At 67.5% G+C, this 25,661-nt stretch carries 24 protein-coding genes; 13 read left to right on the forward strand and 11 right to left on the reverse strand.

Annotated features, from left to right (window positions below; all coding sequences use genetic code 11):
• Window positions 1-31 precede the first annotated feature (31 nt).
• The gene (locus JWS13_RS23640) at window positions 32-1,474 is read left to right on the forward strand and encodes a sugar porter family MFS transporter (RefSeq protein ID WP_206007718.1); all 1,443 of its coding nucleotides are present in this window, start codon (window positions 32-34) and stop codon (window positions 1,472-1,474) included.
• 36 nt (window positions 1,475-1,510) lie between these two features.
• Window positions 1,511-1,870 carry a universal stress protein gene (locus JWS13_RS23645; RefSeq protein ID WP_124391936.1) on the forward strand — a complete coding sequence of 120 codons (360 nt, stop codon included), beginning with the start codon at window positions 1,511-1,513 and terminating at the stop codon, window positions 1,868-1,870.
• Between the two features lie 43 nt (window positions 1,871-1,913).
• Here the strand turns inward: JWS13_RS23645 and JWS13_RS23650 are convergent, their stop codons facing one another.
• On the reverse strand, window positions 1,914-2,990 hold the full coding sequence (locus JWS13_RS23650; protein WP_241032270.1) for a LacI family DNA-binding transcriptional regulator: 1,077 nt from the start codon (window positions 2,988-2,990) through the stop codon (window positions 1,914-1,916).
• 86 nt (window positions 2,991-3,076) lie between these two features.
• Here JWS13_RS23650 and JWS13_RS23655 point away from each other — a divergent pair, with 86 nt between their 5' ends.
• Together JWS13_RS23655 and JWS13_RS23660 are read left to right on the forward strand one after the other, a co-directional pair.
• On the forward strand, window positions 3,077-4,261 hold the full coding sequence (locus tag JWS13_RS23655) for a Gfo/Idh/MocA family protein (RefSeq protein ID WP_206007720.1): 1,185 nt from the start codon (window positions 3,077-3,079) through the stop codon (window positions 4,259-4,261).
• Window position 4,262: 1 nt separating this feature from the next.
• Window positions 4,263-5,264 (forward strand): Gfo/Idh/MocA family protein, encoded by a 1,002-nt coding sequence (locus JWS13_RS23660; protein WP_206007722.1) that lies wholly within the window; start codon window positions 4,263-4,265, stop codon window positions 5,262-5,264.
• Between the two features lie 6 nt (window positions 5,265-5,270).
• On the opposite strand, the gene JWS13_RS23665 is transcribed toward JWS13_RS23660, so the two are convergent.
• From JWS13_RS23665 to JWS13_RS23680, 4 genes are all read right to left on the reverse strand, one after another.
• Complete coding sequence (locus JWS13_RS23665; protein WP_206007724.1) at window positions 5,271-5,894, reverse strand: nucleoside/nucleotide kinase family protein; 624 nt, start codon at window positions 5,892-5,894, stop codon at window positions 5,271-5,273.
• A 5-nt stretch (window positions 5,895-5,899) separates the two neighbouring features.
• Window positions 5,900-6,307 (reverse strand): hypothetical protein, encoded by a 408-nt coding sequence (locus tag JWS13_RS23670; RefSeq protein WP_241032271.1) that lies wholly within the window; start codon window positions 6,305-6,307, stop codon window positions 5,900-5,902.
• A gap of 77 nt (window positions 6,308-6,384) precedes the next feature.
• A complete protein-coding gene (locus tag JWS13_RS23675) occupies window positions 6,385-7,968 on the reverse strand; it encodes a GMC oxidoreductase (RefSeq protein WP_206007726.1) in 1,584 nt (527 codons plus the stop codon).
• 128 nt (window positions 7,969-8,096) lie between these two features.
• Complete coding sequence (locus JWS13_RS23680) at window positions 8,097-8,642, reverse strand: TetR/AcrR family transcriptional regulator (protein ID WP_206007728.1); 546 nt, start codon at window positions 8,640-8,642, stop codon at window positions 8,097-8,099.
• Between the two features lie 248 nt (window positions 8,643-8,890).
• On the opposite strand from JWS13_RS23680, the gene JWS13_RS23685 reads away from it, so the two are divergent.
• A complete protein-coding gene (locus JWS13_RS23685; protein ID WP_206007730.1) occupies window positions 8,891-9,157 on the forward strand; it encodes a hypothetical protein in 267 nt (88 codons plus the stop codon).
• 618 nt (window positions 9,158-9,775) lie between these two features.
• On the opposite strand, the gene JWS13_RS23690 is transcribed toward JWS13_RS23685, so the two are convergent.
• Window positions 9,776-10,405: a hypothetical protein gene (locus JWS13_RS23690; RefSeq protein WP_206007732.1), complete on the reverse strand. Its 630-nt coding sequence runs from the start codon at window positions 10,403-10,405 to the stop codon at window positions 9,776-9,778.
• 391 nt (window positions 10,406-10,796) lie between these two features.
• Here JWS13_RS23690 and JWS13_RS23695 point away from each other — a divergent pair, with 391 nt between their 5' ends.
• Entirely contained in the window at window positions 10,797-11,516 is a 720-nt protein-coding gene (locus JWS13_RS23695; RefSeq protein ID WP_087555256.1) for a GntR family transcriptional regulator, read from the forward strand.
• 11 nt (window positions 11,517-11,527) lie between these two features.
• A complete protein-coding gene (rox, locus tag JWS13_RS23700; protein WP_206007733.1) occupies window positions 11,528-12,952 on the forward strand; it encodes a rifampin monooxygenase in 1,425 nt (474 codons plus the stop codon).
• Between the two features lie 87 nt (window positions 12,953-13,039).
• Here the strand turns inward: rox and JWS13_RS23705 are convergent, their stop codons facing one another.
• The 5 genes from JWS13_RS23705 to JWS13_RS23725 form a co-directional block, all read right to left on the reverse strand.
• Window positions 13,040-14,188, reverse strand: a complete 1,149-nt coding sequence (locus tag JWS13_RS23705; RefSeq protein WP_241032272.1) for an ABC transporter ATP-binding protein — start codon at window positions 14,186-14,188, stop codon at window positions 13,040-13,042.
• Window positions 14,189-14,200: 12 nt separating this feature from the next.
• A complete protein-coding gene (locus tag JWS13_RS23710; RefSeq protein WP_206007737.1) occupies window positions 14,201-15,973 on the reverse strand; it encodes an ABC transporter permease in 1,773 nt (590 codons plus the stop codon).
• A gap of 72 nt (window positions 15,974-16,045) precedes the next feature.
• Window positions 16,046-17,107, reverse strand: a complete 1,062-nt coding sequence (locus JWS13_RS23715; protein ID WP_241032273.1) for an extracellular solute-binding protein — start codon at window positions 17,105-17,107, stop codon at window positions 16,046-16,048.
• 5 nt (window positions 17,108-17,112) lie between these two features.
• Window positions 17,113-17,997 (reverse strand): amidohydrolase family protein, encoded by an 885-nt coding sequence (locus JWS13_RS23720; protein ID WP_206007747.1) that lies wholly within the window; start codon window positions 17,995-17,997, stop codon window positions 17,113-17,115.
• A gap of 56 nt (window positions 17,998-18,053) precedes the next feature.
• The gene (locus JWS13_RS23725; RefSeq protein WP_206007749.1) at window positions 18,054-18,959 is read right to left on the reverse strand and encodes a substrate-binding domain-containing protein; all 906 of its coding nucleotides are present in this window, start codon (window positions 18,957-18,959) and stop codon (window positions 18,054-18,056) included.
• Window positions 18,960-19,545: 586 nt separating this feature from the next.
• Between JWS13_RS23725 and JWS13_RS23730 the strand changes: the two genes are divergently transcribed.
• From JWS13_RS23730 to JWS13_RS23755, 6 genes are read left to right on the forward strand one after another with little or no spacing between them, the layout of a single operon-like run.
• Window positions 19,546-20,118 (forward strand): SRPBCC family protein, encoded by a 573-nt coding sequence (locus JWS13_RS23730; protein WP_124391920.1) that lies wholly within the window; start codon window positions 19,546-19,548, stop codon window positions 20,116-20,118.
• Window positions 20,102-20,956: an HpcH/HpaI aldolase family protein gene (locus tag JWS13_RS23735; protein ID WP_206007750.1), complete on the forward strand. Its 855-nt coding sequence runs from the start codon at window positions 20,102-20,104 to the stop codon at window positions 20,954-20,956. Before JWS13_RS23730 ends, JWS13_RS23735 begins: the two co-directional genes overlap by 17 nt.
• A 30-nt stretch (window positions 20,957-20,986) precedes the next feature.
• Window positions 20,987-22,045, forward strand: coding sequence for an amidohydrolase family protein (locus JWS13_RS23740; protein WP_206007752.1), 1,059 nt, complete (start codon window positions 20,987-20,989; stop codon window positions 22,043-22,045).
• Window positions 22,042-23,694, forward strand: a complete 1,653-nt coding sequence (locus JWS13_RS23745) for a thiamine pyrophosphate-binding protein (protein WP_206007754.1) — start codon at window positions 22,042-22,044, stop codon at window positions 23,692-23,694. The genes JWS13_RS23740 and JWS13_RS23745 overlap by 4 nt, the downstream gene beginning before the upstream one ends.
• Before the next feature lie 43 nt (window positions 23,695-23,737).
• The gene (locus tag JWS13_RS23750) at window positions 23,738-24,619 is read left to right on the forward strand and encodes a hypothetical protein (protein ID WP_206007756.1); all 882 of its coding nucleotides are present in this window, start codon (window positions 23,738-23,740) and stop codon (window positions 24,617-24,619) included.
• Window positions 24,620-24,654: 35 nt separating this feature from the next.
• On the forward strand, window positions 24,655-25,635 hold the full coding sequence (locus JWS13_RS23755; protein ID WP_206007758.1) for a substrate-binding domain-containing protein: 981 nt from the start codon (window positions 24,655-24,657) through the stop codon (window positions 25,633-25,635).
• Window positions 25,636-25,661 lie beyond the last annotated feature (26 nt).

Genomic DNA, 25,661 nt, shown 5'->3' on the forward strand with positions numbered 1-25,661 from the left:
TCCGGACATAAACACATTACGTGTTCTGCACATGGAATACGTCGAGGAGATGTTCATGGCCAGCGATCTCACCCGAACTACCGCCCAGCACCTGCCCGCCGACGCGCCTGGACGGCACTCGCACAGGCTCGGCGTCATCGCCGTCGTCGCCACCTTCGGCGGCCTGCTCTTCGGATACGACACCGGAGTCATCAACGGCGCACTCGAACCGCTCAAGGAAGACCTCCAGCTCACCTCGTTCACCGAGGGCCTGGTGGTGAGCATCCTGATCTTCGGCGCCGCGATCGGCGCCCTCATCGGCGGCCGGATGTCCGACCGGTACGGACGCCGGCACAACATCCTGGTGCTCGCCATCATCTTCATGATCGGCACCATCGGCTGCGTGCTGTCCCCCACGTGGGAGATCCTCGCGCTGTTCCGCTTCATCCTCGGCCTCGCCGTCGGCGGTGCCTCCGCGACGGTGCCCGTCTACCTCGCCGAGATCTCCCCCGTCGAACGGCGCGGCAGCGTGGTCTCCCGCAACGAAGTCATGATCGTGTGCGGGCAGTTCGCCGCATTCGTGATCAACGCCGTCATCTTCAACATCTGGGGTGAGCACGAGAGCGTCTGGCGCTTCATGCTCCTGATCGCCGTCGCTCCGGCCATCGTCCTGTTCGCCGGAATGCTGAGGATGCCGGAGAGTCCGCGCTGGCTGATGTCGCAGGATCGGCACGACGAAGCGCTTGCCGTGCTCCTCCAGGTCCGGTCCCCGGAGCGGGCACGTGCCGAACTGGCGGAGGTCCAGGCGCTCGCGGAGGAAGAGAAACTGGCGCAGACCGGCGGGCCCGCGGACCTGTCGGTGAAGTGGATCCGCCGCCTCATCTTCATCGGCGTCGGACTCGGCGTGTTCCAGCAGGCCACCGGCATCAACTCGGTGATGTACTACGGCACCCAGCTGCTCGGCGACGCCGGATTCTCCTCCAACGCAGCCATTGTCGCGAACACCCTCAACGGACTGTTCAGCGTGCTCGGCGTCCTCACCGGCATCGCCCTGATCAACCGGATCGACCGTCGCAAGATGCTCATCGGCGGTTTCGTGCTCACCACCACGTTCCACCTGCTCGTCGGCCTGTCGGCATTCCTGCTGCCCGACGGCACCGCGAAGGCCTACTTCATCCTCGTGTTCGTGGTTCTGTTCGTCTTCTCGATGCAGGGCACGATCGGCCCCCTGGTGTGGCTGATGCTGTCGGAGATCTTCCCGCTGAAGATCCGCAGCTTCGCCATCGGCATCTGCATCTTCATGCTGTGGATCGCGAATGCTATTGTCGCGCTTGTCTTCCCGCCGCTCGTGGCGGCACTGGGAATCGCGGCTACGTTCTTCATCTTCGCCGGCCTCGGCGTGCTGGCTCTCGTGTTCATCACCACCCAGGTCCCGGAAACCCGCGGCCGCTCCCTCGAGGAGCTCGAAGAGCAGTTCCGGCGCGAGTATTCGTGACCGCCGACGCACCGAGTCTCCTGAAAGGTTGATCCCATGACAGTGCTCGTAGCAGTGACCGATACCTCCGAAGGATCGCACGCCCTCCTCGCCGGCAAGAAGGAAGCCGCGATGCTGGACACCGATCTGCTGGTGGTGAACCTCTCCCTCACCGAACCCGAAGAGGTGCACACCCTCGCGGACGACGGAGTGACCGTCCTCGACCGGATCGGCCGCGGCGACCGCGATCCCGCGACCGCCGTGCTGGATCTGATCGACGACCGGCCCGACATCGAACGCCTCGTAATCGGGGTCAAACGCCGCAGCGCGGTCGGCAAGGCACTCCTCGGCAGCGTGAGCCAGCGGCTCATCCTGCAATCCCCGATCCCGGTTCTCGCCGTCAAAACACCTCAGTAGTACCTGTTTTCACGTTCCACCGCGGCGCCCGGCAGCAGGAAGGTCACCCCTTCCCGCCGCCGGGCGCCGCTGTCGAACGGCGAACACTGAGCGTCGGTGTGTGCAGGTGGATGCGCCGCGGCTGTGACGGTCGCTCCAGCCGCTGCAGCAGAAATTTCGCGGCCTGCGCACCGACCGCGAAATTGCCGTTGTTGACCGACGTCAGCGACAGGTGCCGGATCCGTGCGAGATACGTGTCGTCGTACCCGACGAGCGAGAGGTCGTCGGGGACTCTCAGGCCGCGGTCGTCGGCCGCCGACAACGCCCCGACGCAGGTGACGTCGTTGAACGCGAGGATCGCCGTCGGCCGGGTTTCGGCGTCGAGCACCCGCCCGGCCGCGACGTATCCGCTCTCCTCGGTCATGCCTGCGAACTGCACCGACGCGAGGTCGCCGCACCCGGCCTCGGTCATCGCCTCGGTGAACCCGTCCCGGCGCAGCGTGCCCACCACTCCGGGACCCTGCAGGTAGGCGATCCGCCGATGGCCGAGGTCCAGCAGATGCCGGGTGGCCAACCGGGCACCGGCGATGTCGTCGTCCGCCGCGATGTCGACGTTCGGCAGGCTCGGTTCGTGGGTTCCCGCGAGGACGACGGGAACGAGGGCGGCCGCCCGTTCGATCGCGGGGCCGGCATCGGTGGTGCCCACCACCACCAACCCGTCGATCCGCTGCGACAGCAGGGTCTCGACGGTATCCCGCCCCACGCGCTGATCCAGGTGGCTATCGGCCAGCACCGGCGCGATTCCGACGGCGTCGAGCGTCGTCGTCATCCCCTCGAGCAATTCCACGAACCAGGGATTGCGGAGGTCGTTCAACATCACCCCGACTGTGCCGCTGCGTGATTCGGACAGTCCGCGGGCAATGGTGTTCGTCCGGTAGTCGAGTTCCTTCATCGCCTGCGTGACCAACTCGCGGCGGGCGGCGCTGACATTCGCCTCGCCGCGGAGCACCCGGGACACCAGCGATTTCGACACCCCCGCCCGCGCGGCCACGTCGCGGATCGTCGGTGGGCGAAACGACGGTGCACCCGGGGCCACGTCCGCAGTCCCACCCTCGGCCGTGCCGCGATCTGATTCGTTCACGAGGGACAGCATATGGAGCCGGGGCCGTGTTACGCTCATCACAACTGGGACCGGTCCACGTTTGTCCCTTTCCGGAAGGAGCCGAGTTGAGCAAGCACGGAAGCCTGCGGCTGTCCGCGGGTATGGTCGGCGGCGGGCAGGGTGCCGACATCGGCAAGACCCACCGCTACGCCATGCGCCTGGACGACCGATACGACCTGCAGGCGGGGGTCTTCGGGCGGGACGCCGCGTCGTCGGCGCAGATCGCAGAGAGCCTCGGTGTTCCGGCCGAGCGCACCTACCGCGACTACCGGGAGATGGCCGAACGGGAATCCGCCCGCGAGGACGGCGTCGACGTGGTGGCCGTGACCACCCCCAACGACAGCCACTTCGACATCGCACGCACGTTCCTGGAGGCCGGCATCTCGGTGGTGTGTGAGAAGCCCCTCACCCGCGACTCGGAGTCGGCCGCGGAACTCGTCGCGATCGCCGAGTCGTCCGGCGCCATTCTGGCCGTTCCGCACTGCTATTCGGCGTACGCCATGGTCCGGCACGCGGCCCGGATGGTGCGCGACGGCGACCTCGGACGCATCCGGTTCGTGGCGGTGGAACACGCGTCCGGGTGGGCGGCGACACCCCTCGAACTCGGTGAACATCGGCAGGCGCGGTGGCGCACCGACCCCGACGTCGCGGGATTCCCCAGCGTCGTCGGCGATCTCGGCACCCACGCCTTCCAGCTGTTGCGTTTCGTCACCGGCCTCGAGGCGACCCGGGTGTCTGCCGAACTGGACACCCTCGTCCCCGGACGGCGGGTGTTCGACAACGCCACCGTGCGCCTCACCCTGTCCAACGGGGCACCCGCGACGCTGTGGGCGAGCATGGCTGCTACCGGCAACGAGCACGGCCTGCGCATCCGGGTCTTCGGTGACACCGCGAGCATCGAATGGCGGCACGAAGATCCGCAGCACCTGACGGTGCGAGACCTCGACGGCGGCACCACGATCCTCGCGCAGGGAATGCGCACACTGTCCGAGGACGCGGCCCGGCTCACCCGTCCCGGTCTGGGACACCCCGAGGGCTTCCTCGAGGCGTTCGCGAACTTTTACCGCGACCTCGCGGACGAACTCCGCGCCCGCCGCGACGGCGATCCCACCACCGTCCGCGATCTCTCCTTCCCCACCGGACGCGACGGGCTGATCGGCGTCCAGTTCGTCGAGGCGACGGCCGCCTCCGACGCCGCCGACTCGGCCTGGGTCGTTCCCGCTTTCGCACACGAAAAGGTCGGTATCTGACATGCAGCGATTCGCCCTCATCGGAGCCGGTTTCATCGGCGGAGTGCACGGCGCCAACCTCGCCGCGCACCCCGACGTCGACCTGGCCCTGGTCTTCGACATCGATCTCGCGCGCGCGACGGCCCTCGCCAAGCGGCACGGCAGCCGCGCGACCACCGATCTCGCGGAAGTCTTCGATCCCACGGCGATCGACGCCGTCTTCATCGCGTCGTCCACCGACACCCACGCCGAGCACCTCCGCACCGCGGCGACGGCGGGAATCCCGGCCCTGTGCGAGAAGCCCATCGATCTCGACCTCGCGCACGCCGTCGACGTCGTGCGCTTCGCCGACTCCCGGTCACTGCGGGCGATGGTCGATTTCAACCGCCGCTTCGACCGCGACTACGCCGAACTGCAGCGGGTGGTCGCGTCCGGCGAGATCGGCTCGGTCGAGCTGATCCAGATGACCAGCCGCGGCCCGGCGATGCCGCCCCTCGACTACATCGCCGTCTCGGGCGGGCAGATGCGCGACCAGACCGTCCACTTCTTCGACCTGGCGCGGTGGATCTCCGGGCTCGACCCCGACTCGGTGTTCGCGACCGGTTCCACGCTGGCCGAACCCCGCCTCGCCGAGTACGGCGACGTCGACACGTCGGCGGTGACGCTGCGTCTGCCCGGCGGCGCACTCGTCCAGATCGACTGCACCCGGCGGATCGGCTACGGCTACGACGAACGCATCGAGGTCCTCGGCTCCACGGGCATGGTCGAGGCTCGACGTCAGCGCGCCGGATCCGTCTCCCGGTACAGCGCGGGCCGCGTCGTCGACGACGGGATGCACGCGGGATGGTTCGAGAGGATCCGGGCCAGCTACCGCACCGCGCTCGACCACTTCGTCGACGCGCTGGAGAACGGCGCCCCCATCGGACCCACGCTGTCGGAGGCGTTGAAGGCGCAGGCGATCGCCGAGGCCGCGACCCGCTCGCTCACCAGCGGTCGCATGGAGACCATCGAGTACCCGGCCTGAACCGGGTCACACCGGGTCTCCGAGGACGACGACGTCGGCCCGGGCGCGGCCGGGCGCGACCAGCGCGGTGTTGCGTTCGTCGCTGCGCCGCACCCACTCTCGCGCCTCGTCGGGCGACTTGCCGAACCGGACGTGCCGCTCGACGAGTCGGGCGACGCGTTCGTCCCCGTCCGGGGCGAGGAACCACGCCTCGTCGAGCAGGCCACGCACCGCCGACCACGGTCCCTCGTCGAGGAGGAGGTAATTGCCCTCGGTGATCACCAGCGGAACGTCCGGCGGGACGGCGATCGACCCGGCGTACGACTCCTCGACCTCACGGTGGAACTGCGGGGCGTACACCGTCTCGCGGTCGGGGTCCCGCAGCCTGCGCAGCAGCGCCACGTACCCGGCGGCGTCGAAGGTGTCCGGTGCGCCCTTGCGTCCGGCCCGGCCGAGGCGGGCCAGTTCCGCACCCGCCAGGTGGAATCCGTCCATCGGCACGACCACCGCGGACGACCCCAACTCTGCCAGCACCGCCGCCGCCACCGTGCTCTTTCCCGAGCCCGGCGGTCCCGCGATGCCGAGAACGCGGCGTGTGCCCGGCACGGCCAGCGCCCGGGCGCGCGCGACGAGTTCCTCGAGTCGGTCCACGCCTTCTACGGTGTCACGTAGAACGTGCCGACGCTCGGTGTGCCGTACACGTCGTAGAGTCCCGGGAGATGAGCGGTCACGGTGACGAGGATCTGGCCGGGTCCGGTGGTGACCGCGTCCCGGCCGGGGGTCAGGTCGGTGATGACCCCGGAGGCCCCGGTCGAAAGGTTGATCCACTGGAATTCGTATCCGTAGCCGTCCGGGGTCGGATAGATCTGCCCGTGCCCGTGGTGGACGACGATGTTGTAGAACGCGCCGCCGCGGGTCAACGGCCAGCCGACCACCGTCCCGGGAACTTGGAGGGTGGTCACGCCGTCGAACTGTGGCGGCTCGGCGAACGCCGGCGCGGCGCCCCCGATCCATGCGCTCACCGCGAGCACCCCGATCATCAACCGTCGCACTACTCGACTCACGTCGATCCCTCCCCTGGTTCGGATTCCGCTGATATGTCCGATTCCGGGGACGATTCGTTACGGATCGAAATCGTCGGTCAGAAAACCGTTCCGACGTCCCGGGCGACCAGATGGTCCATCGCGCGTTCGGCCACCGCGGCGATGGTCATCGACGGGTTGCACGCGGCGGTGTTGCCGGGCATCAGGGCGCCGTCGAGCACGTACAGTCCGCGCTGGCCGAGCACCCGGCCTTCGAGATCGCAGACCGAGCCCATCGACGCCCCGCCGAGCGGGTGCCAGGTGGAGGGGAACAGTGCGTTGGTGTCCGTGAGGATGCTTGCCGGACCGGCGATCTGCCGCACCATCGGATCGATGGTGCCGTTCTGGATGACGGCGTCGCCCTCCTTGGGCCAGCGCAGCACTGCGTCGTCGGTGGCCGGGTCGTACACGAAACTCCCCCGCCCCTCGCTGACGCCGTAGCCGACCAGCATGGTGCTGCGTGCGTCGAACGACAGCGGAGGTATCGACGCCTGGATGACCGTGGCCGCGGCGGCGGGGTCATCCCAGTTCAGACTGCCGTAGACCACCGGACCGCCCTGCGGCACACCGAATTCTTGTTCGAGGCTCGTCCAGACGTAGATCCGGTCGGCGTTGGTGCCCCAGCCGCCCCCGAGTCCGTCGGGCAGGTCCGGAATTCGGCCCGTCGCCGCCGCGCGCACCAGCAATTTGGTGGTGTTCAGGCTGCCTGCCATCACCAGGGCATTCGTGGTGAGGATCTTGTTCTCGAGCACGGTGCCGGACGTGTCGATCCGGTCGACGTACACCGTCCAGCGGCCGTCCGCGGCCCGCTCGACGTCGGTGACCTGGTGCAGGGTTTCCACCGTCACGCGGCCGGTCGCCTCCGCGGCGGCGATGTACGTGACGTCGACCGAGTGCTTGCCGCCGTTGTTGACCCCGAGTGCGCCGTCGCCGTTGGTGTACGAGGGCTTCATCCGGCCGCGGAGTTCGTCGAGCGCGAAGTTCCAGTCGATCGGCATCGGGATCTTCGACACCGGGAGCCCCGCGCGCTGCGCGTTCTGCGCAAACACTCTCGCCGCCTGATAATTCGGGCTGTCGATCAACTCGTCGGGGGCGACGCTGAGCTGTAACATGCGCGCGACCCGCGGGTAGTGCACCCGGTCCATCGTGGCCCAGTCGAGAGCCTCGGGCAGGTGCGCGTTGAAGACGGCCTCGGCCGGTTGCAACGTCATCCCCTGGTAGACAAGGGAACCGCCGCCGACGCCCGCGGCGCACAGTGCGGTCATGTTGTCGCCGGGCACCGCCTCGAGAAGGCCGGTGTACGGCTCCAGCGCCACCGGCCTGCCGAACAGTTGCGGACTGGACCGGTACCAGAGGATCCGCTTGTCGGGGGCGGTCGCACGGGGGAAGGTCTCCGCGTCCGGCCCTGTCGGCCAGCGTATTCCGCGTTCGAGTACCAGAACGGGCACGCCCGCCTCCGCGAGCCGAAGCGCGGCGACGCCGCCACCGAATCCCGACCCGACGACGATGACCCGGTGGTCTTCGCGCGTGAGCGGAACGGTCGCGCGGCGGCCGGTCCCGGCCTGCGCGACAGTCGGACTCGCCAGCGCGAGGCCCGCGGCGGCGGCCCCGGCGAGAAAGGAACGGCGGTTGAGTGCAGGCACAGATTTCCCCCAGATCACAGACGGACTCACTCGGCGAGATGTCGATCGATCAGCGTGGAGCACTTCACTTGGGCGTGCTCAAACTAGACACCTCGAGCCAGATGTGTCAAGAAATACTGGGTCTGCGGTTACGCCGGCATCGCGGGCAGCAGCCAGCGGGTGAGAAACCGGCGCAGGTCGTCGTCGGCGTGGACGGCGTCGTCGTCGAAGAGGACCACCGACAACGCCAGCCGCAGCGCGATCTCCACGATGTCGTCCAGACTCGGCTCCACACCGGGGTCGCGCTCGGCGAGCGGCGCGAGCAGTTCGCGCGCTACGGGTTTCGCGCGAGACATCATGCCCGTGTCGAACACCGGGTTGCCCCGTTCCGCCTGGAGCAGGGCGGCCAGCACCGGATGCGTGCGCACCGCTTCCCGGCCCGCGACGATGAGTTCGACGACGTACTCGCAGGTGGTGTCGGTGGCGTCCAGCCTGGAGCGGATCCCGCCCAGCACCTCGACGGCGAGACCGGAGATCGCCTGCGAGACCAGTTCCTCGCGTGAGCCGAAGTTGGAGTACACGGTCTGGCGCGTGACGCCCGCACCGCCGGCCGCCGCCGCGATGGTGACCCCTTCGAAGCCGTCGCTCGCGATCAATTCGAGCGTGGCGTCCAAGATCTTCTTCCGCGACCGCATGCGCCCATTATCGAGCACGATTCCGATCGGCCCGGCCCCGGCTGCTCGGCGCCTCGGCAGGGTTGGTGGGTTCGGCGTCCACGTCGGGGGTGTGTTCCGACGGTGTTCTGCAACCAGCCAACCACGATGGTCGAGACCGGCGGCATCACCGTCACCCGCCGCGACAATCTGGCCGCCCACCCTGACGGCGACTTCACCCGGGGCGAGACCTCTCCCGCGCCCGCTACGACCTCGTCCCGAGCGGCTGGGTGGGGTCGACGCTGCTGATGCCGGCGGGTAGGTACTACGAGACCAAGGTGCTTGGCTACGCCCAGCTCGAACGGGCAGTGCGCTTGAGCACTGGAAAGCTGGTCAAGACCCCGAAGGATCAGCTGATGAACGAACCGGGTCTCGGTCGTGGTCGTGTAACCAACCTCAACGTCACTCGGCGCGCGCACGAGAACGATGAGGATCTCATCGCCAAGTTCAAGCAGTTCGTCGACATGAAGTGGGTGCGCCCCACCGACGTGGCGTAGGTACCTGAGCTGAGGCTGGTATGGGTTCCATGCCAGCCTCAGCTCCACCCAAACTTACCCAAGCGGCTTAATCGTCCTGTTGATCGCTTGGCCCATGTTGTAGATATTCGTGTTCAAGTTGCAGACAGGTGAGTCAACCGAGTCGGGTGGTAGGCGGATGGCAATCGCTTCCACCCCTCAACCTGCACATACCCGGGGCCGGCGACGCAGCGGGCACACTATAAGGGCTCTCAACTCGCGTTGGCGAGCCCACAGCGCAGCATTCTTAGAGGTCGCGAGCCTCGGTCGCCTTGTCGACCTTGTTTTGCATGGTTTCTTGCTTCAGGCGAGGATCCGACGATGCTTTCACCCGGGGTGCCCTGGCCTTCGGCTGCGGATCAGTGGCGGTGGGCTGAGGTGGCGCTGTCCCTCCCGGTGACGCTTCACTTTGATTCTTCGCCACGGCGCTCAGTCTCCTTCTGCTCGATGTACCGCTTAGCCCGCGCGACCGAGCCTTGGTCACCGTCGAGATTGCCGACCAGATTTGGGTCCGACCTCAGTCGCACCCTCGGTGCAGCCTTGGGCGCGCGTTCAACTTGGGTTGATTCACTCATTGCGCCTCCTCGGCTACGCGTCGATCTAGTAATTCAGAATAGCCCCGATGAAGAGGACCAGTACCGCAAGAGGAAGCAAGAGGGTAGCGCCCTGCAACAGCTGGCCCTTCCGTCGAACTCGACCTTCCTCCTCTTTGAACAAGTCCGCCAAAGTGGACAGTGTGTTGAACCTGGTCACCGCCGGGTCCTCCAACGCATACCCCTCGAGCAGTTCGACCGGGGAGAGCGTGTTGGCTGTGCCAGGAAAAATAACAGCCCCGGCCAATGCGCCCGCTAGGACCGCGAGAACGCCACCGACAATCCCCCAGCCATGCAGATGGTCGATGTCCCGGAACACAAGTCCGACAATGACACCGGCAAAACCGAGTAGCACCCCTCCTCGTTGGTCCATGCTGGTAACGCGTCGTTCCTGTGAATCGACGGTTCTTTCGATGTATCCCTCGATAAGCTCGAGCGAGGGATAGCTCCCAGGGTCACTGTAACCTTCGATGGGAGGCACCTCGGTGTGCACGGCGAGAGCGCTAGCTCGTGGAAATAGGCGAGTCCAGACCATCCAGATGGCCGCTACAACTCCACCGGTGACTACGACGACCGCCATGATGTCGATCAAGGCTGCTTGCTCGAGTAGATGCGTGAGGAGTTGCAGCGGATCCATCCAGCGATCATCACCTACGGAAGTCCATTGGTGGCCATTGTCGGCGCGTGTCGTGCCCGCACTTGGGCCCGAGCGCTTCCGTCAACTGCTTGCGCAGCACAGTTTTGCGCCTCATCGAGCACCGCCACCTGAGGCGTCTGCAGGCGATCACCGGAAGTCCCTTGTGGCCGGTCGAGGCAACCATGCAGACATCGGACCGGGCTTGAAATTGTGCAACAATAGTGCACGTCAGTACGGACCTGATCGACTCAGGAAGGGAAGATTTTCATGCCCCCGAACCGTGTTCGCAACGAGCGCTCGACACGATACATTCGATGTTGTTGTACAACATGACGGGTGAGGCTCCGATGATGACGATGCTCACTCCTCCCGGCGAGTCAGGTGACACACGATGGTGCTAGCTGCGGGCGCAGACCCGGACAACGAGGGCGGCCCCGATGCGGGCGCCAACCGGACGTTGCAGGCGTATCACGACCTGCGCGCCCTGATCCTCTCCGGTCACTACGAACCGGATTCCCGTCTCACCGAGTCTGGACTCACCACCCAACTCCAGGTCTCGCGCGGGACGATTCGCTCGGTGCTGGCGCGCCTCGCGCAGGAGGGCTATGTCACCACCGAGGCGAACCGGAGCGCGCGCACCCGGTCGTTCTCGGTGGACGAGGCGATCGAAATTCTCGAGACCCGCGCGGTCCTGGAGTCGGCGCTGGCAGCGAAGGCCGCCGAACGCGCCACCGAGGCGGACATCGCCGCGATGACCGAGACCTGTAAGCGCATGTGGGACTTGCAGGTACCGGGTGGGCGCGAGGAATACTGGAACCTCAACCGCAAGTTTCACGAACAGGTCAAGCAGGCGGCGCGGCAGGCCACGCTCACCAGGTTCGTCGACAGCCTGCTCTATCCGCTCGTCGTGCAGCAGTACCGCGACGCGGACCGCCGCGCGAACCCGCGCACCGACTCCGTCAGGGAGCACGAAGCCATCCTCGCGGCGATCGTCACGCACAACCCGGAGTCCGCCGCCGCGGCGATGCGGCATCACCTGTCGTCGGCCCGGCGAGCACTTCAGCTGAACTTCCCGACATCGGACGACCAGCTGGATCCGCGGAAGGGATGAACGGGGATTTCATGACCGATGTGATCATCGCCGGCGGCGGCCCGACCGGCATGATGCTGGCCGCCGAATTGCGGCTGCACGGTGTGGACGTGCTGGTGCTGGAGAAGGAGACCCAGCCGAACGATCAGGTCCGTTCACTCGGCCTGCACGTGCGGAGCATCGAGATCCTCGATCAGCGCGGGCTGCTCGAACGGTTCCTCGAGCACGGCAAGCAGTACCCGGGTGGCGGTCGCTTCGCCGGCATCGACAAACCGTGGCCCGAACATCCGGGCACCGCGCACGCCTACATCCTCGGCATCCCCCAGCCGGTCACCGACCGCCTGCTGGCCGAGCACGCCGCCGAACTCGGAGCCGACATCCGGCGCGGCAGCGAACTGGTAGGCCTGAGCCAGGACGCCGACGGAGTAACCGTTGACCTGGCTGAGACCCGGTTGCGTGCGCGCTACCTCGTCGGCTGCGACGGCGGCCGCAGCACCGTCCGCAAGCTGCTCGGCGTCGGATTCCCCGGCGAACCCGCGAAGGTCGAGTGGCTACGGGGCGAGATGGAGGTGACCACCCCGCCGGAGGAACTGGCCGCCATCGTGGCCGAGGTTCGCAAGACCCACAAGGGGTTCGGCGTCGGTCCCGCCGGGAACGGCCTGTACGGGGTCGTCGTCCCCGCCGAGAAGGTCACCGAGGACAGCACGGTCCCCCCGACGCTCGACGAGGTGAAGCGGCAGCTGCGCGCGTTCGCCGGCACCGACTTCGGTGTCCACTCACCACGCTGGCTCTCCCGCTTCGGCGACGCCACCCGTCAGGCCGAGCGCTACCGGGTCGGACGGGTGTTCCTGGCAGGCGACGCCGCGCACGTGCACCCGCCGCTGGGAGGTCAGGGCCTCAACCTCGGAATCCAGGACGCCTTCAACCTCGGGTGGAAACTGGCTGCAGAGATCAACGGCTGGGCGCCGGTCGATCTGCTGGACAGCTACCACTCCGAACGGCACCCCGTGGGCGCCGACGTCCTGAACAACACCCGCGCGCAGAGCGAGCTCATGTCCACCGAGCCGGGCCCCCAGGCCGTGCGCCGTCTGGTGACGGAGCTGATGGACTTCGAGGTCGTGAGCCGATATCTGATGGAGAAGATCACCGCCATCGGGGTCCGCTACGACTTCGGCGACGGAAATGAACTGCTCGGCAGGCGGCTGCGGGACATCGGTCTGGGGCGCGGGCGCCTGTACGAGCGGATGCACCGCGGCCGAGGACTTCTGCTCGACCGGACCGGCCGGCTCTCGGTCGACGGCTGGGCGGATCGGGTCGACTCCGTCGACGATGCCGGCGCCGAGGTGGGCGTGCCGGCCGTGTTGCTCCGACCGGACGGCCACGTGGCCTGGACCGGCGACGACCAGACGGGACTCGACAAGCAGCTGTCGCGGTGGTTCGGCGCTCCCGTCGGCTGAACACTGGCGGTGAGGACCTCCTCGATTCGTGAGGAGGTCCTCGGCCGACTCAGGACAACACGCCGGCCGCACGTTCCCACCCGGCACTCATGACCACAGCGCGACCGTCCATGCCGGGTCCAGGACGACGGTCACGTCGTCGCCCGGGTGAGCCCGCAGGTGCGCGTCGGCGTGCGCGCGGAGCGACACGTCCCCGACGGTGACGACCATCTCCTGGCGGTCGCCGAGATACTCGGTGGTCACGATGCGTCCCGGGAACCGGTTGGGGCCGTGGGTTTCCCGATCTTCGGGGATGATGCGGATGTTTTCGGGCCGGATGCACACGAACATTTCCTGGCCGGCGGCAGGCGGGGTGGGTGGCGTGGTGAAACGCTCACACCGCACCACTCCGACGGTCGTCTTGGCGTCGACGACGCGGTCGCCGGAGCCCGCCGGCCGGTCGAGCACGCCGGGGATGAGGTTGGCGCTGCCGACGAAGTCGGCCACGAACCGCGTCGCCGGCGAGTCGTAGATCTCGCTCGGGGACCCGATCTGTTCGACCCGGCCACGGTTCATGACCACGATCGTGTCGGACATGGCCAGGGCCTCACCCTGGTCGTGCGTCACGTAGATGGTGGTGACGCCGAACTTCTGCTGGAACGAGCGCAACTCGGCGCGCAGTTGTGAGCGCAGCTTCGCGTCCAGGTTGGACAGCGGCTCGTCGAGCAGCAGGACCTCCGGCTCGCACAGCAGCGCGCGGGCCAGCGCCAGGCGCTGCTGCTGACCGCCGCTGAGCTGGGTGGACCATCGGTCCGCGTACTCCGACAGGCCCACCTGTTCGAGCATCATCCGGACGCGACGCTCCCGCTCGGCGCGAGGGTACGTCTTCCGGCCGTACTGCAGGGGGAACGCGGCGTTGTCGAACACCTTCATGTGCGGCCAGATTCCGTAGGACTGCGGCACCATCGCGATCGGCCGGACGTCGGGAGAAACGTCGCGCCCCGCCGCGGCGGAGAAGACGGCCTGACCGTTCATCCAGATCTCGCCGCTGTCGGCGGTCTCCAGCCCGGCGAGGCAGCGGAGGGTGGTCGTCTTGCCGCACCCACTGGGCCCCAGCAGGGTGAAGAAGCTGTTCTGCGGCACGGAGAAGCTGACATCGTCGATGACGCGGGTCACCTCGCCGCTGTGCGGGCGGGTGAAGTGCTTCTGCAGGCCGGAGATCTGCACGGAATGGTCGGAACCAACGAGGTTTTTCATGTTCACGGCACCTCAGATGTGTTGTTGGAAGCCACGGCGGTTGACCCACCAGACGGAGACGGCGGACAGGGCGAGCAGGAGGACCGCGAGGGCACTGGCCTCGGGATAGTTCGCGCTTTCACCGATCATGTCCCACAGCAGCACCACGACGGTGCGGTTGTCGGAACTGGACAGCAGCAGCGCGATCGGAAGTTCGCCCAGCGAGTTGGCGAACACCCACAGCCACGTGCTCGACACCGCGGGAGCGACGAGCGGGAAGACCACCCGCCGCAGCACGACGGCGTTGGACGCACCGCTGACGCGTCCCACCTCTTCGAGTCCCTTGTCGAGTTGCAACAGTGCCGTCTGAATCATGCGTGATCCGCGCGGGATGTACCGGGTGGTGAACGCGATGATGATGATCCAGATCGTGCCGTAGATCGGGATGGGCAGGTACAGGTAGAGGAACAGCACCGCCATGCCGAGCACGACGCTGGGGATGGCGAAGACCAGGAAGGACAGATCGAACAGGCCCCTGCCGAGGCGCCCGGCGCGGGTCGAGGCCAGCGCCAGCCACAGGGCGAATCCGGCAGTCAGCGTCGCCGTGATCAGGCTGATCACCAGGGTGTTGACGACCGCGTGCGTCAGATTCGGGTTGGTGAAGATTGCGCCGTAGTTGGCGAGGCTGAGCGCACCCAGGTTGTCGAAGTTGATCGGCTGCAGGTACGGGGTCAGGCTCGTCCAGACCAGGGTCAGGATGGGCACGATGATCGCGACGAGAACGTAGAACGAGACGATGCCGGCAACCGGGATGCGCCACCGCCCCAGCCGCACCGGTGTGGACCGGTACCCCTTGCCTCCCACCACCTGGAATCGGTGGGACTCACGGGTCTGACGCCGGTAGACGGCGATCATCACGAGGGACAGCAGGACGAGCATGATGCCGTAGGCACTGGCCTGGCCGTAGTTGGCCAGACCCGACGGCGGCTGCAGGGACGCCTGGATGAGACTGCTGAACACGAAGATCTGGTCCGGCATTCCGAGGATGGCCGGGATCGCGAACTCCTCGAGCGCGATGACGACGAGCAGCATGCTTGCCGCGGAAATCCCCGGCATCGTCAGCGGCAGAACCACTTTGCGGGTTCGCGTCCACCAGCCGGCACCCGACGTGGCCGCGGCCTCCTCGAATTCGAGGTTGAGCCGGGCGAACGTCGGCGCGAGCATGATGTACATGCCCGGGACACCGAAGATGCCGGCCACCAGGATCATGCCCGGCAGCGAGTAGATGTCGATCGAGAGCCCGAAAACCCGCTCGATGACGATGGCGATCGGGCCGTTGGTGGGGTTGGCGGCCAGGACCCAGGCCACCGCCATGACCGTCGCAGGCACGGCCATGGGGGCCAGCGTGCTCGGTGCGAGGAAACGGCGACCCGGAATGTCGGTCCGCTCGAACAGGTAGGCCAGGCTGACGCTGACGACCAGCGCCAGTGACACGGTGCCGACCACGAAGACGAACGAATTGAGCGCAACGTCGACGAGGCGCTTCGAGGAGAAGACCGCTGTGAAGTTGGCGAGCGTGAACCCGGAAACCTGGAAGGGCAGCTTGGTCTCGCTGTCCTTGAGGCTGCTGAACAACAGCATGCCCAGGGGGAAGAGCATGAGATAGGCGACGATCCCGCCGATGGCGATGTTGACGCCGACCAGGACGCGGTCCCGGCGCTTGGGGTGGTGTACGTCGGCGGGCTGAGGGCGTACGTCGTCGGGTCGAGGGCGTACGCCGGTGGAGAGCTGGGTGCCGGACTGCATCGCTGAAGTCTCCAAGGGTGAGGGGATAGAGTCTGCCGCCCGTCACGGGCAGCGGTGCGGCGGTGGGAGCCGTCAGTTGACGTTGGTACCCAAGGCCTCTTCGACCTCGGGAAAGAAATCTGAGAACTGCTCGTACTGCGCGAGGTCGGTTTCGCCGAACCATTCGACGCCGGCGGCACACAGGGCGCCGATGACACGGTTCGTGGCGGCGTCGGTGCAGTCCGTGTTGGTGGGGATGGCCGAGTTGTACGTGTCGACCAGGGCGGACTGGCCCTCTTCGGAGGCGAGGAAGGCGGTGAGCAGGCGACCGGCCGCCGGGTGCGGGGCCCCGTCGGCCACGAACAGGTAGGACTTGTTGGCGTTCGTGGGGCCGACCGGTGCGACGGCGACCGGCGCGCCCTTCGCCTCGTCCTCGAGCACGAGGTTGATGAGGTCGGTGCCGACCGGTGTCTGACCGGACACGACGAGTGTGTGGGCCTGCGTCGTGTTCTCGGTGTAGTGGGGGTTCAGCTCGGCCAGCCGGGACGCGTAGTCGAGACCGGCGTCGGTGCTGAGGGCCGGGTCCTGGGCCCACACGGTCATGAAGGAGCCACGCGACTCGACGCTGAGTTTTCCGCCGTTCCATCGCGGATCCAGCAGGTCGTTCCAGCTCGCGGGCACATCATTCGGGGACAGGGCGTCGGTGTTGTAGGCCCAGACCTTCGGTACCGCCCACACGTAGACGAAGTCGTCGGCGAAGATCTGGTCGCTGGGCACCTCGTAGGATGCCCAGTCGACCTTCGCCGCCATGGACTGCGACGGCAGGACCGTGAGCCCACCTGCGTTGGACACGTCGAACGTCACCCGGTCGGCGGCCTGCTCCACATTGAGCTGGGTGACCAGATCCGGTGCCTTCTTGTTCGTGTACCGGACCTCGATCCCCGGGTATTTCTTCTCGAACGCGTCGATCGCCGGCTTCATCTGAGCCTCCGGCTTCGGCGCGAACCAGACGACCTCCCCTTCGGCCTTGGCCGCCTGGTACAGCTCGTCGAGGTTCTTGGTGTCCGGAACGGGCGGCGGACCGCCGCAGGCGGTCAGGACGACGGCGACTGCCATGACCGAGGCCATGCAGAGCCTGCGCCGAAAGCGCTTCATAGCGATCAACATTCCTTCGCGGCAGTGGTGACGGAGCTGCCCCGGGAGAGCCCGTACAGCCGGCCGGCGGTGCCGCCCGCGATCAGTTCCAGGTCGGATGTGTCGAGTGACGGCAGTTGCTCCCTGATGAGGTCGGCCAGCTCTGCCAGCGATCCGGCCGAGGCGGGGAAGTTCGAACCCCACATGACGTGGGCCGCGCCGAACTCCTCGATCAGCGTGCGGACCAGCGGTGCCGCGGATCCGCTCTCGCGCTGCGCGCGGAGTACGGCCGGCGGCGTGATCTTGATGAACACGCGGCCCGTCTCGCTGAGCTGGGGAACTCCGTCCGCGCTCGGGTACGGCGCGGAGTCCAGTTGCGGTCGGCCCGCGTGGTCGAGGATCGCGGTGAGTCCCGGGTACTGCTGGAGGAGCCCGGCGAGGATCGGAGCGTGCTGGGCGTGCATCTGGATGCAGACCGGCACCCGGCGGTCGGACAGGAACTGCCAGACCGGCGCCATGCGCTCGTCGTCGAGCCCGCGGCCGGGCGTCGGGACGGCGGTCGTCCCGTCCGCGGCCCGGATGCGGACCCCCGAGAAGCCGCGCTCGTCGATCCAGTGGTGGAGGTCGTCGACCACCTTCGGGGAGAGGAAGTCCACCGAGCACACCCCGCTGAGGCGGTCGGGGTGCCGTGTGAGCTGGTCGGCTACGTAGCTGTTGTCGAATCCGTACACCGTGGAGGCCTGGACGACGACCAGGTGGTCGACGTCGGCGGCGTCGGCGGCGCGCAGCAGGCCGTCGATGTCGGTGGGTCGTTCCTGGGACCAGGTGGACCGGTGGCCGCCGAGCGGATCTGCGGGGTAGGCATCGGTGTCGGGCGAAATGATGTGGGTGTGTGTGTCGACGCTGAACATCAGTACCTCACGACTGGTGGGTGGGGTGGCGGGCGGAAAGTGGCAGGCGGGCACGCTCAGGCGAGGTCGCCGAGGTGCCGGGTGAAGTCGTCGAGGAGTTCGGCCACCGTCACGGGTGTGCGGATGACGTTCTGCTGCAACGCGTAGTCGATCGCGATCTGCAGACCGGCGACGAGCTCGTCGGTCACTCCGAAGCGGAGGGCGCGCACGCGGGGACCGGGCTCGGTTTCGGCGGCCTTGCGCGCCTCGATCCGGTCTCCGAAAGCCTGGTAGAGCGCCGATACCGTGCGGGGCTCGGCCTCGAGGAGGTCCCGCCGGACGGTGAGCACGTGGTTGATCGGCACCGTCTTGTGCCGGGCGCCCCACGCCTCCTCGGCCTCCCGCCAGTTCGGGATGATCGGCACCAGCGGCCCCTGCGCCCCGTCGAGCGCCGGCGGACCGAGGACCGCCGCCACGACGTCGCCGCGCCCCAGCACGTCGAGCACCTTGCCCGTCGTGCGCTCGACGTTCGGCGGCTCGACGTAGCTGGCGACGTGTGGCTCCTCGGTGGTCACCCAGGTGACTTCTTTGGCGTCGACGCCGAACTCCTCGTGCAGGATTCCGCGCACCCACAGGCCGGTCGTCTGGCTGTAGGCCCGGACCGCGACCCGCTTGCCTGCCAGGTCCGCCGGGCTGATCTCGGCCGAACCGGGCCAGCGGGTCAGGGAGTGGTGGTGGAAGTCGCCGCTGAGCACCACCGGCAGCAGCGCGATCGGGGCGCCGGCCTCCCGGGCCTGCAGATAGGTGGCGATGGCCAATTCACTGAAGTCGTACCGGAGCTCACGCACCATGGGAGCGAACGCCTTGTAGATCGGATCCGCTGCCGCGAGCTCGACGGGATGCCCCTCGACGTTGAAGCCGGGTTCCGTGAGGAACGCCGTGTGCGGGTAGGACTTCGCCGCGATGGACAAGGTTGTGGACATGAATACAACTCCTCTGTTGCGTCCGAACCCGGGGAGTGCATGTGGTGTGCCTCCGAACCCGGGGAGTGCACTGGTGTCAGTGCGCCGATGCCGTCATTCGACCGATGAGTGAATATCGGTTTTGTCTTACGGTTTCGCTCAATTTACGCGGGAGTGACGCCCATTACAAGCCTTTGAGGCCCGGATCGTCTAACAACTTCGCGAAAGTCGGCGTGGAGCGGGCAGCGACGACTCCGGGTTCGCGTCCGGCGGCGCGACCACACTGGGAAAATCCACCCTCGATTCACGATTGTTCTACAAGATGAACCCGATCGAGCTGGGATTGACGGGCAATCCGATGCCAGGAAAACAAGTTCTTGCTGTTCGTCGCATCCCGCTGCTAGTCTGGCGACAGAAAGTTGTTAAACAATCCGAGAGCCGACCGGGGAGACTCGGATGATGCCAGAGCCATCTGGTGACCGGCCTGCTCGCTGCCGGCGAGGGCACGCCCTCCGACACCAGCTCGCTGATCGAGTCTCGCGAGTTTCCCCGAAGCGCCACAGTGGTCTGTGGTGGCTGTTCACGATCGCCAAGCGAGGACACAGTTGTGATAAAGATCGACGAAGCAATCGCCGTACCCGCACCACCGGGGCGGGTGTGGGAAGTCATTTCCGACCCCACCGAGGTGGTGTCGTGCATCAACGGTGCCGAACTCGGACAGTTCCACGACGACGGCTCGTTCGACGGCACGCTGGTCGTGAAATTCAGCGCGATCCGGGTGCGGTTCGGCGCCCGGATGTCGCTGGAGCTGGACGAGCCCGCCTGGGAGGGACGACTTTCGGCGCGTGGACGGGACGGGCAGGGCGCGACGCGGTTCACCGCGCACGCGAACTTCCGGATCACCGAGGACCACGCGGGCGGCGCACGGGTGCAGGTGACCGGAGAGGTAGCCCTCGCGGGCAAGCTCGCGTCGGTGATCGAAGCGGGCGCCGGCGCCGTGGTGTCCCGGATGACCAACGACTTCACAGACGAACTGGTGCGCCGGTGCGCCGGGGACACGGCGGTCGTGCCTGCACCGAGTCGGCCGACCGTGTGGGCCCGCGTGCGCGCCTGGTGGCTCAGGACCATTCACAAGCGACAGAGCGAGCAGAGCGGAGTGGCAAGTGGCAAGACTCAATAGTGTGATCGGTGCGCTGGAATCGGGACAGCACGCCTTCGCGGCGTTCGCTGCTCCCGAGCCGGCGGCAGCGCTGGACTTCGCGACCAGCGACTACGACGGTCTGGTGTTCGAGGCCGAGCACAAGCCCTGGGACGCAACGACGTTGCGGGACAGCCTGCAGTACCTGCTCAACCGGCGACGGATATTCGAATCGGGCACGCTCGCCCCGTCGCCCACCCCGCTGATCCGGATTCCCGTCAACGGCGCCGAACACGGCCAGTGGCATGCGAAGCAGGCACTCGATCTCGGAGCGTACGGAATCGTGTGGCCGCACATCAGCCGGGTCGAGGAGGCGCGCAACGCGGTCGCGGCCTGCCGGTACCCCCGTCTGCCGGGCGAGGAGCGGTACGACCCGCCGGGTCTGCGCGGCGACGCGCCTGCCGCCGCCGCACGTTACTGGGGCCTGTCGAACGACGAGTACTACGCGAAGGCCGACGTGTGGCCGCTCGCCCCGGACGGCGAGATCCTCGTCGTGATCCAGATCGAGGATCAACTGGGCATCGAGAACCTCCCGGCGATCCTCGAACAGGTGCCCGGAATCGGTCTCATCCTCATCGGCGAGGGCGATCTCAGCCAGGAACTGGGCGTGCCCCGCCAACTCGACCACCCGCTGATGGTCGAGGCCAGGAGCCGGATCGTGAAGATCTGTCACGACCACGACGTCGTGGTCGGCCATCCGCACGTGACCCCGGGCAACGTCGAGCAGGTGCTCGAAGAGGGCTACCGCTTCCTCATGTCCGCGCCGGTGCGCAGCTATCCCGGCCTGGAACTGGGCCGCAAACTCACCGGTCGCTCCTGACCCCGAACACTCACCTGGAGAAAAACCTTCATGATCATCGACTGTCACGGCCACTTCACCACCGCGCCACCGGCGCTCGGACAGTGGCGCGAGCGCCAGATCAAGGCGTTCGAGGATTCGGGCGCGCGCGTCTCACCCGAGACGCTGCACATCAGCGACGACGAGATCAGGACCGCAATCGAACAGGGGCAGCTGAAGCTCCAGATCGAACGCGGCACCGACCTCACGGTCTTCTCCCCCGGCGCGGGAAAGATGGCCCACCACTACGGCGACGAGCAGACCAGCCTGGTCTGGTCGCAGGTCAGCAACGACCTCATCGCCCGGGTGTGCGGCCTGTTCCCCGATCGTTTCGCCGCGGTGTGCCAGCTTCCGCAGTCGCCCGGCGACGCGCTGGCCTCGTCCATCCGGAACTCTGCCGCAGAACTCGAGCGCTGCGTCGAAGAACTCGGATTCGTCGGCTGTCTCCTCAACCCGGACCCCTCCGACGGGTACTGGCAGGCGCCGCCGCTGACCGACCGGATCTACTACCCGCTCTACGAGAAGATGGTGGAACTGGACGTGCCCGCGATGATTCACGTCGCGATGTCCCGTAACCCCGCGATCCAGGGCACCTGCGCGCACTACCTCAACGGCGACACCGCCGCCTTCATGCAGCTGTGCCAGTCGGACCTGTTCACCGACTTCCCGACGCTGCGGCTGATCCTGCCGCACGGCGGCGGCGCGGTGCCCTACCACTGGGGCCGCTACCGCGGGATGATGCAGGACCAGGGCAGGCCCCCTCTGGAGGAATCGTTGCTGCGCAACGTCTTCTTCGACACCTGCGTCTACCACAAGCGGGGCCTCGAACTGCTCACGGACATCATCCCCGCCGAGAACGTGCTCTTCGCCTCCGAGATGATCGGCGCCGTTCGCAGCGTCGACCCGGAGACCGGGCGCCGCTTCGACGACACCAAGGCGCTGCTGGACTCCATCGACTCCATCAGCGACGCCGACCGGCAGGCGATCTACGGCGGCAACGCGCTGAAGGTGTTCCCGCGCCTCGCAAGCCACGTCCGGAACCACCACAAGCAAGAAGAGGTCGCGCAGTGAAGGTCTACGAAGCGCTCGCAGCAGCGTTCGCCGCCGAGGGCACCACGGATGTGTTCGGCATGATGGGCGACGCCAACATGCACTGGATGAATGCCCTGGCCACCCGCGGGACGCGCCTGTACGAGGTGCGTCACGAGGGTGCGGGTCTGAGCATGGCGCACGGTTACGCCCGCGCATCCGGCCGGCCCGGCGTCGTGACGACGACGAGCGGGCCCGGTACCGCGCAGCTGGCCACGTCGATGATCGTGGCGAGCCGGGCGCGCATCCCGCTGGTCGCGTTCTGCGGGGAGACGCCGCTGGGTGACGAGGGCGCTGTGCAGTACCTCGACCAGCGTCGGTTCGCCGCCGCGATCGAGTGCGAGTTCCTCCAGGTGACCAAGGCCGAGTCGGCCGCAGAAGTGGTGCAGCGCGCCTTCTACCTGGCCCGCACCCAATCCCGGCCGGTGATGATCAGCGCCCCGTTCGACGTGCAGCTGCAGGAGTTCGAGGACGACATGCCGTACGTCCCGTCCACCGAGCTGCTCCGGGCCCCGAAGCTGCTACCGCACCCGGACCGGATCCAGCAGGCGTGCGAAATCATCGGGGCGAGCAAACGAGTCGTGATCGTCGCCGGCCGGGGCGCCCGCAACGCGGAAGCAGGCGAGCAGATCCTCGCGCTTCAGCGTCGCACCGGCGCCCTGCTCGCCACCACGCTGCAGGCCAAGAACTGGCTCAGCGGCGACACCGAGTACCACGTGGGGATCGCGGGACTGTTCGGCAGCAGGCTCGCGATGGAGCTGCTGCAGGAAGCCGACTGCGTGGTGTCGGTGGGCGCGAGCCTCAACCACTACACCATCGAGAGCGGATACCTGTTCCCCGAAGCCCGGTTCATCCAGATCGACACGGCGCCGCACCTGGTGATGGGAAACGGTCAGGTCGCCGACTGTTACATGCAGGCCGACGCAGTCACCGCCCTCGATGCCCTGTCGGGCGCGCTGGGGGTTCGCGGTATCGAGATGGAAGGCTTCCACACCCCCGAGGTGCACGGCCGGCTCACGGCCCCGCTGATCGACCCTGCCGACTACCGCAGTCAGCCGGGCCTTCTCGACCCGCGCGCGGCGATCTCGGTGCTGGACGCCGAACTTCCCGGCGAGATCGGGCTGGTGCTCGGCAGCGGACACCAGACGGACTTCGGCACCATGCTCTTCCAGCGGTCCCGCGAGATCACCTCGAACTACGGCATGTTCGGTGCCATCGGCCAGGCCCCGCTGCTGACCATCGGAACCGTCGTCGCCAACGGCGGCAAGCCGACGTTCGTGGTCGAAGGCGACGCGAGCTTCCTGATGCACCTGTCGGAGTTCGAGACCGCGTGCCGCTACGGGCTTCCGGTGCTCGTGGTCGTCATGAATGACGAAGGCCTCGGCGCGGAGTACCACAAGGCGAAGGCCAAGGGCCTCGACCCGGAGCTCGCCGTCATCCCCACCCCCGAACTCGGCACGGTCGGGAAGGCACTCGGCGGCGGCGGCGCCACCGTCCGCACGACCGACGAACTGCGCGCCGCGCTGGCCGAGTACGTCCGCGACCCCCGGCCCACCGTGATCGACGTGCGCATCACCCGCGACGTGCTCAGCGTGCCGTACCGGCGCATGCAGTACGGCGAGGACGTATGACCGCGCGGGGACTGTTCACGACCAACGAAACGAGGACTCGTCAATGAAAATCGTATTGGGCAGAGACGATCTCGCTGCCGTCGCCGTCGAGGGGGCCGCGGCCGCCGGTGCCACGGCCGAACGTGTCGACATCCGGCCCGTGCACAAGGCATCGCGCGGTTTCGTGAACGACGCGGCGGCGGACGTGTGCGAGCTGGCCGTGGTGACGCTGCTGCAGGCGGCCGCGTACGACAAGCCGGTGGCGCTGCTGCCGATCACCATGCTCGGCCGGTACCAGCATCAGACCCTGGTGACGCTGGGCGAACTGGGCGTCGAAGGTGTGCGGGGCCGGAGCGTCGGCGTGCGCTCGTGGAGCCAGACCACCGGGGTGTGGCTGCGCGGGTTCCTCAGCGAGCAGTACGGCCTCGATCTCTCCGACGTGAACTGGCACACGTACGAGGGCGGGCACGTCGACGGGGCCACCGACCCGGAGTGGGTCACGCGCGCCCCCGAGGACGCCAGACTGCAGGCCGACTTCCTCGAAGGCCGACTCGACTACGGGATCATGGGCAATGAACTGCCCTCCGACGACCGGATCCGCACCGCCATTCCCAACGCGCTCGCGGTCGCCGCCGAATGGGCTGCACGCAAGGGTTTCGCTCCGATCAACCACGTGGTGGGGTTCAGCGCGGCGGCCGCCGACGAGGACCCGAAAGCCGTACTCGCGGTGTACGACGCGCTGGCCGAGGCCGCCGCGACTACCGCTCCCACAGCGGGTCCGGTGAACCTGAGCCCCGTCGGGTTCGACGGTCTGCGCGGACCTGTCACCGACGCCGCCCGCTACGCCTACGAGCAGGGGGTGCTGCCGCGCCGCGTCGAATTCGACGAACTGGTCGATCGCACCTGCGCCGCGCTCGGGGTGACCGCGTCCCGGCTCGGCGGCTGAACCACTCGCTCCTTCTGGAATACGAAAGGCTGAACATGAACACGCTCTCGGTCGCACTCGGCGACTACCAGCACGTGCAGGCCCTGCTGGGCGGCGACGTCCCGGTGAACGGCTACGACGTGAAACCGGTCGAGGTCAGCCCGATCATCGGCGCATACCGCCGGATGATCCGCGATCTCGAGTTCGACGTGTGCGAACTCGCGCCGACCTCCTACCTGATGGCGTTGCAGGCCGGCGTTCCGCTCACCGGTATCCCGGTCTTCCTCAACCGCCGCTTCCACCACGCCGACGTGCAGTGCGGTTCGGCGTCGGGAATCCGCTTCCCCGCCGATCTCCAAGGCAAGCGGATCGGTGTCCGCGCGTACACGGTGACCACCGGGGTGTGGATGCGCGGCATCCTGCGCGACGAGTACGGCCTCGACATCGACACCGTGAAGTGGGTCGTGGACGACGACGACCACATCGAAGGCCGTGCTCCCTCGAACGTCGAGCGCGTCACCGACGGCCGCTCGCTCGGCGAGTTGCTGCGGGCCGGCGAGATCGACGCCGCATTCAGCGGCAACGCCGGCACCGGACGTGCGGGGGCGCCGCGGGCCGGGTGGTCGGCGGCGGCCGAGCAACCCGCGGTCGAGGACGGGCCGTACCCGCTGTTCCCCGACCACGAGGTGCTCGCCACCGACTGGTACCTGCGCACCGGGATCTATCCGCTGCACTCGGTGATCGCGATCCGCAGCGAACTTGTCGACCGCGACCCGGCGTTGCCCACCGCCCTGTACGCCGCATTCGCCGAGAGCAAGCGCCGTCAGATCGAGGCCGATCCGCAGTGGTCGGCGCTGCCGCGACTGGGCAAGCAGGCCAACAAGATCCAGGGCGATCCGATCCCCTACGGTCTCGATGCCAACGACGCGAGTGTGCGCGCGCTCGTGAAGTACTCCCGGGACCAGGGGCTCCTCGACCCGGACTTCTCCACCGATCCCCACCAGGTGTTCGCCAAGGGCGAGTACCCGGACGCCTGAGCCAGCCCACCGAACGAGAAAGGTGT

The sequence above is a fragment of the Rhodococcus pseudokoreensis genome (assembly GCF_017068395.1).
Classification (GTDB): domain Bacteria; phylum Actinomycetota; class Actinomycetes; order Mycobacteriales; family Mycobacteriaceae; genus Rhodococcus_F; species Rhodococcus_F pseudokoreensis.

What these genes read in the sequence shown, in the direction of transcription:
- JWS13_RS23640 (WP_206007718.1), top strand. Translation starts at nt 32, where the DNA reads ATGGAATACGTCGAGGAGATGTTCATGGCCAGCGATCTCACCCGAACT.
- JWS13_RS23690 (WP_206007732.1), bottom strand. Translation starts at nt 10,405, where the DNA reads ATGGATCCGCTGCAACTCCTCACGCATCTACTCGAGCAAGCAGCCTTG.
- rox (WP_206007733.1), top strand. Translation starts at nt 11,528, where the DNA reads ATGACCGATGTGATCATCGCCGGCGGCGGCCCGACCGGCATGATGCTG.
- JWS13_RS23750 (WP_206007756.1), top strand. Translation starts at nt 23,738, where the DNA reads ATGAAAATCGTATTGGGCAGAGACGATCTCGCTGCCGTCGCCGTCGAG.
- JWS13_RS23645 (WP_124391936.1), top strand. Translation starts at nt 1,511, where the DNA reads ATGACAGTGCTCGTAGCAGTGACCGATACCTCCGAAGGATCGCACGCC.
- JWS13_RS23720 (WP_206007747.1), bottom strand. Translation starts at nt 17,997, where the DNA reads ATGTTCAGCGTCGACACACACACCCACATCATTTCGCCCGACACCGAT.
- JWS13_RS23705 (WP_241032272.1), bottom strand. Translation starts at nt 14,188, where the DNA reads ATGAAAAACCTCGTTGGTTCCGACCATTCCGTGCAGATCTCCGGCCTG.
- JWS13_RS23660 (WP_206007722.1), top strand. Translation starts at nt 4,263, where the DNA reads ATGCAGCGATTCGCCCTCATCGGAGCCGGTTTCATCGGCGGAGTGCAC.
- JWS13_RS23715 (WP_241032273.1), bottom strand. Translation starts at nt 17,107, where the DNA reads ATGAAGCGCTTTCGGCGCAGGCTCTGCATGGCCTCGGTCATGGCAGTC.
- JWS13_RS23740 (WP_206007752.1), top strand. Translation starts at nt 20,987, where the DNA reads ATGATCATCGACTGTCACGGCCACTTCACCACCGCGCCACCGGCGCTC.
- JWS13_RS23755 (WP_206007758.1), top strand. Translation starts at nt 24,655, where the DNA reads ATGAACACGCTCTCGGTCGCACTCGGCGACTACCAGCACGTGCAGGCC.
- JWS13_RS23725 (WP_206007749.1), bottom strand. Translation starts at nt 18,959, where the DNA reads ATGTCCACAACCTTGTCCATCGCGGCGAAGTCCTACCCGCACACGGCG.
- JWS13_RS23695 (WP_087555256.1), top strand. Translation starts at nt 10,797, where the DNA reads ATGGTGCTAGCTGCGGGCGCAGACCCGGACAACGAGGGCGGCCCCGAT.
- JWS13_RS23710 (WP_206007737.1), bottom strand. Translation starts at nt 15,973, where the DNA reads ATGCAGTCCGGCACCCAGCTCTCCACCGGCGTACGCCCTCGACCCGAC.
- JWS13_RS23680 (WP_206007728.1), bottom strand. Translation starts at nt 8,642, where the DNA reads ATGCGGTCGCGGAAGAAGATCTTGGACGCCACGCTCGAATTGATCGCG.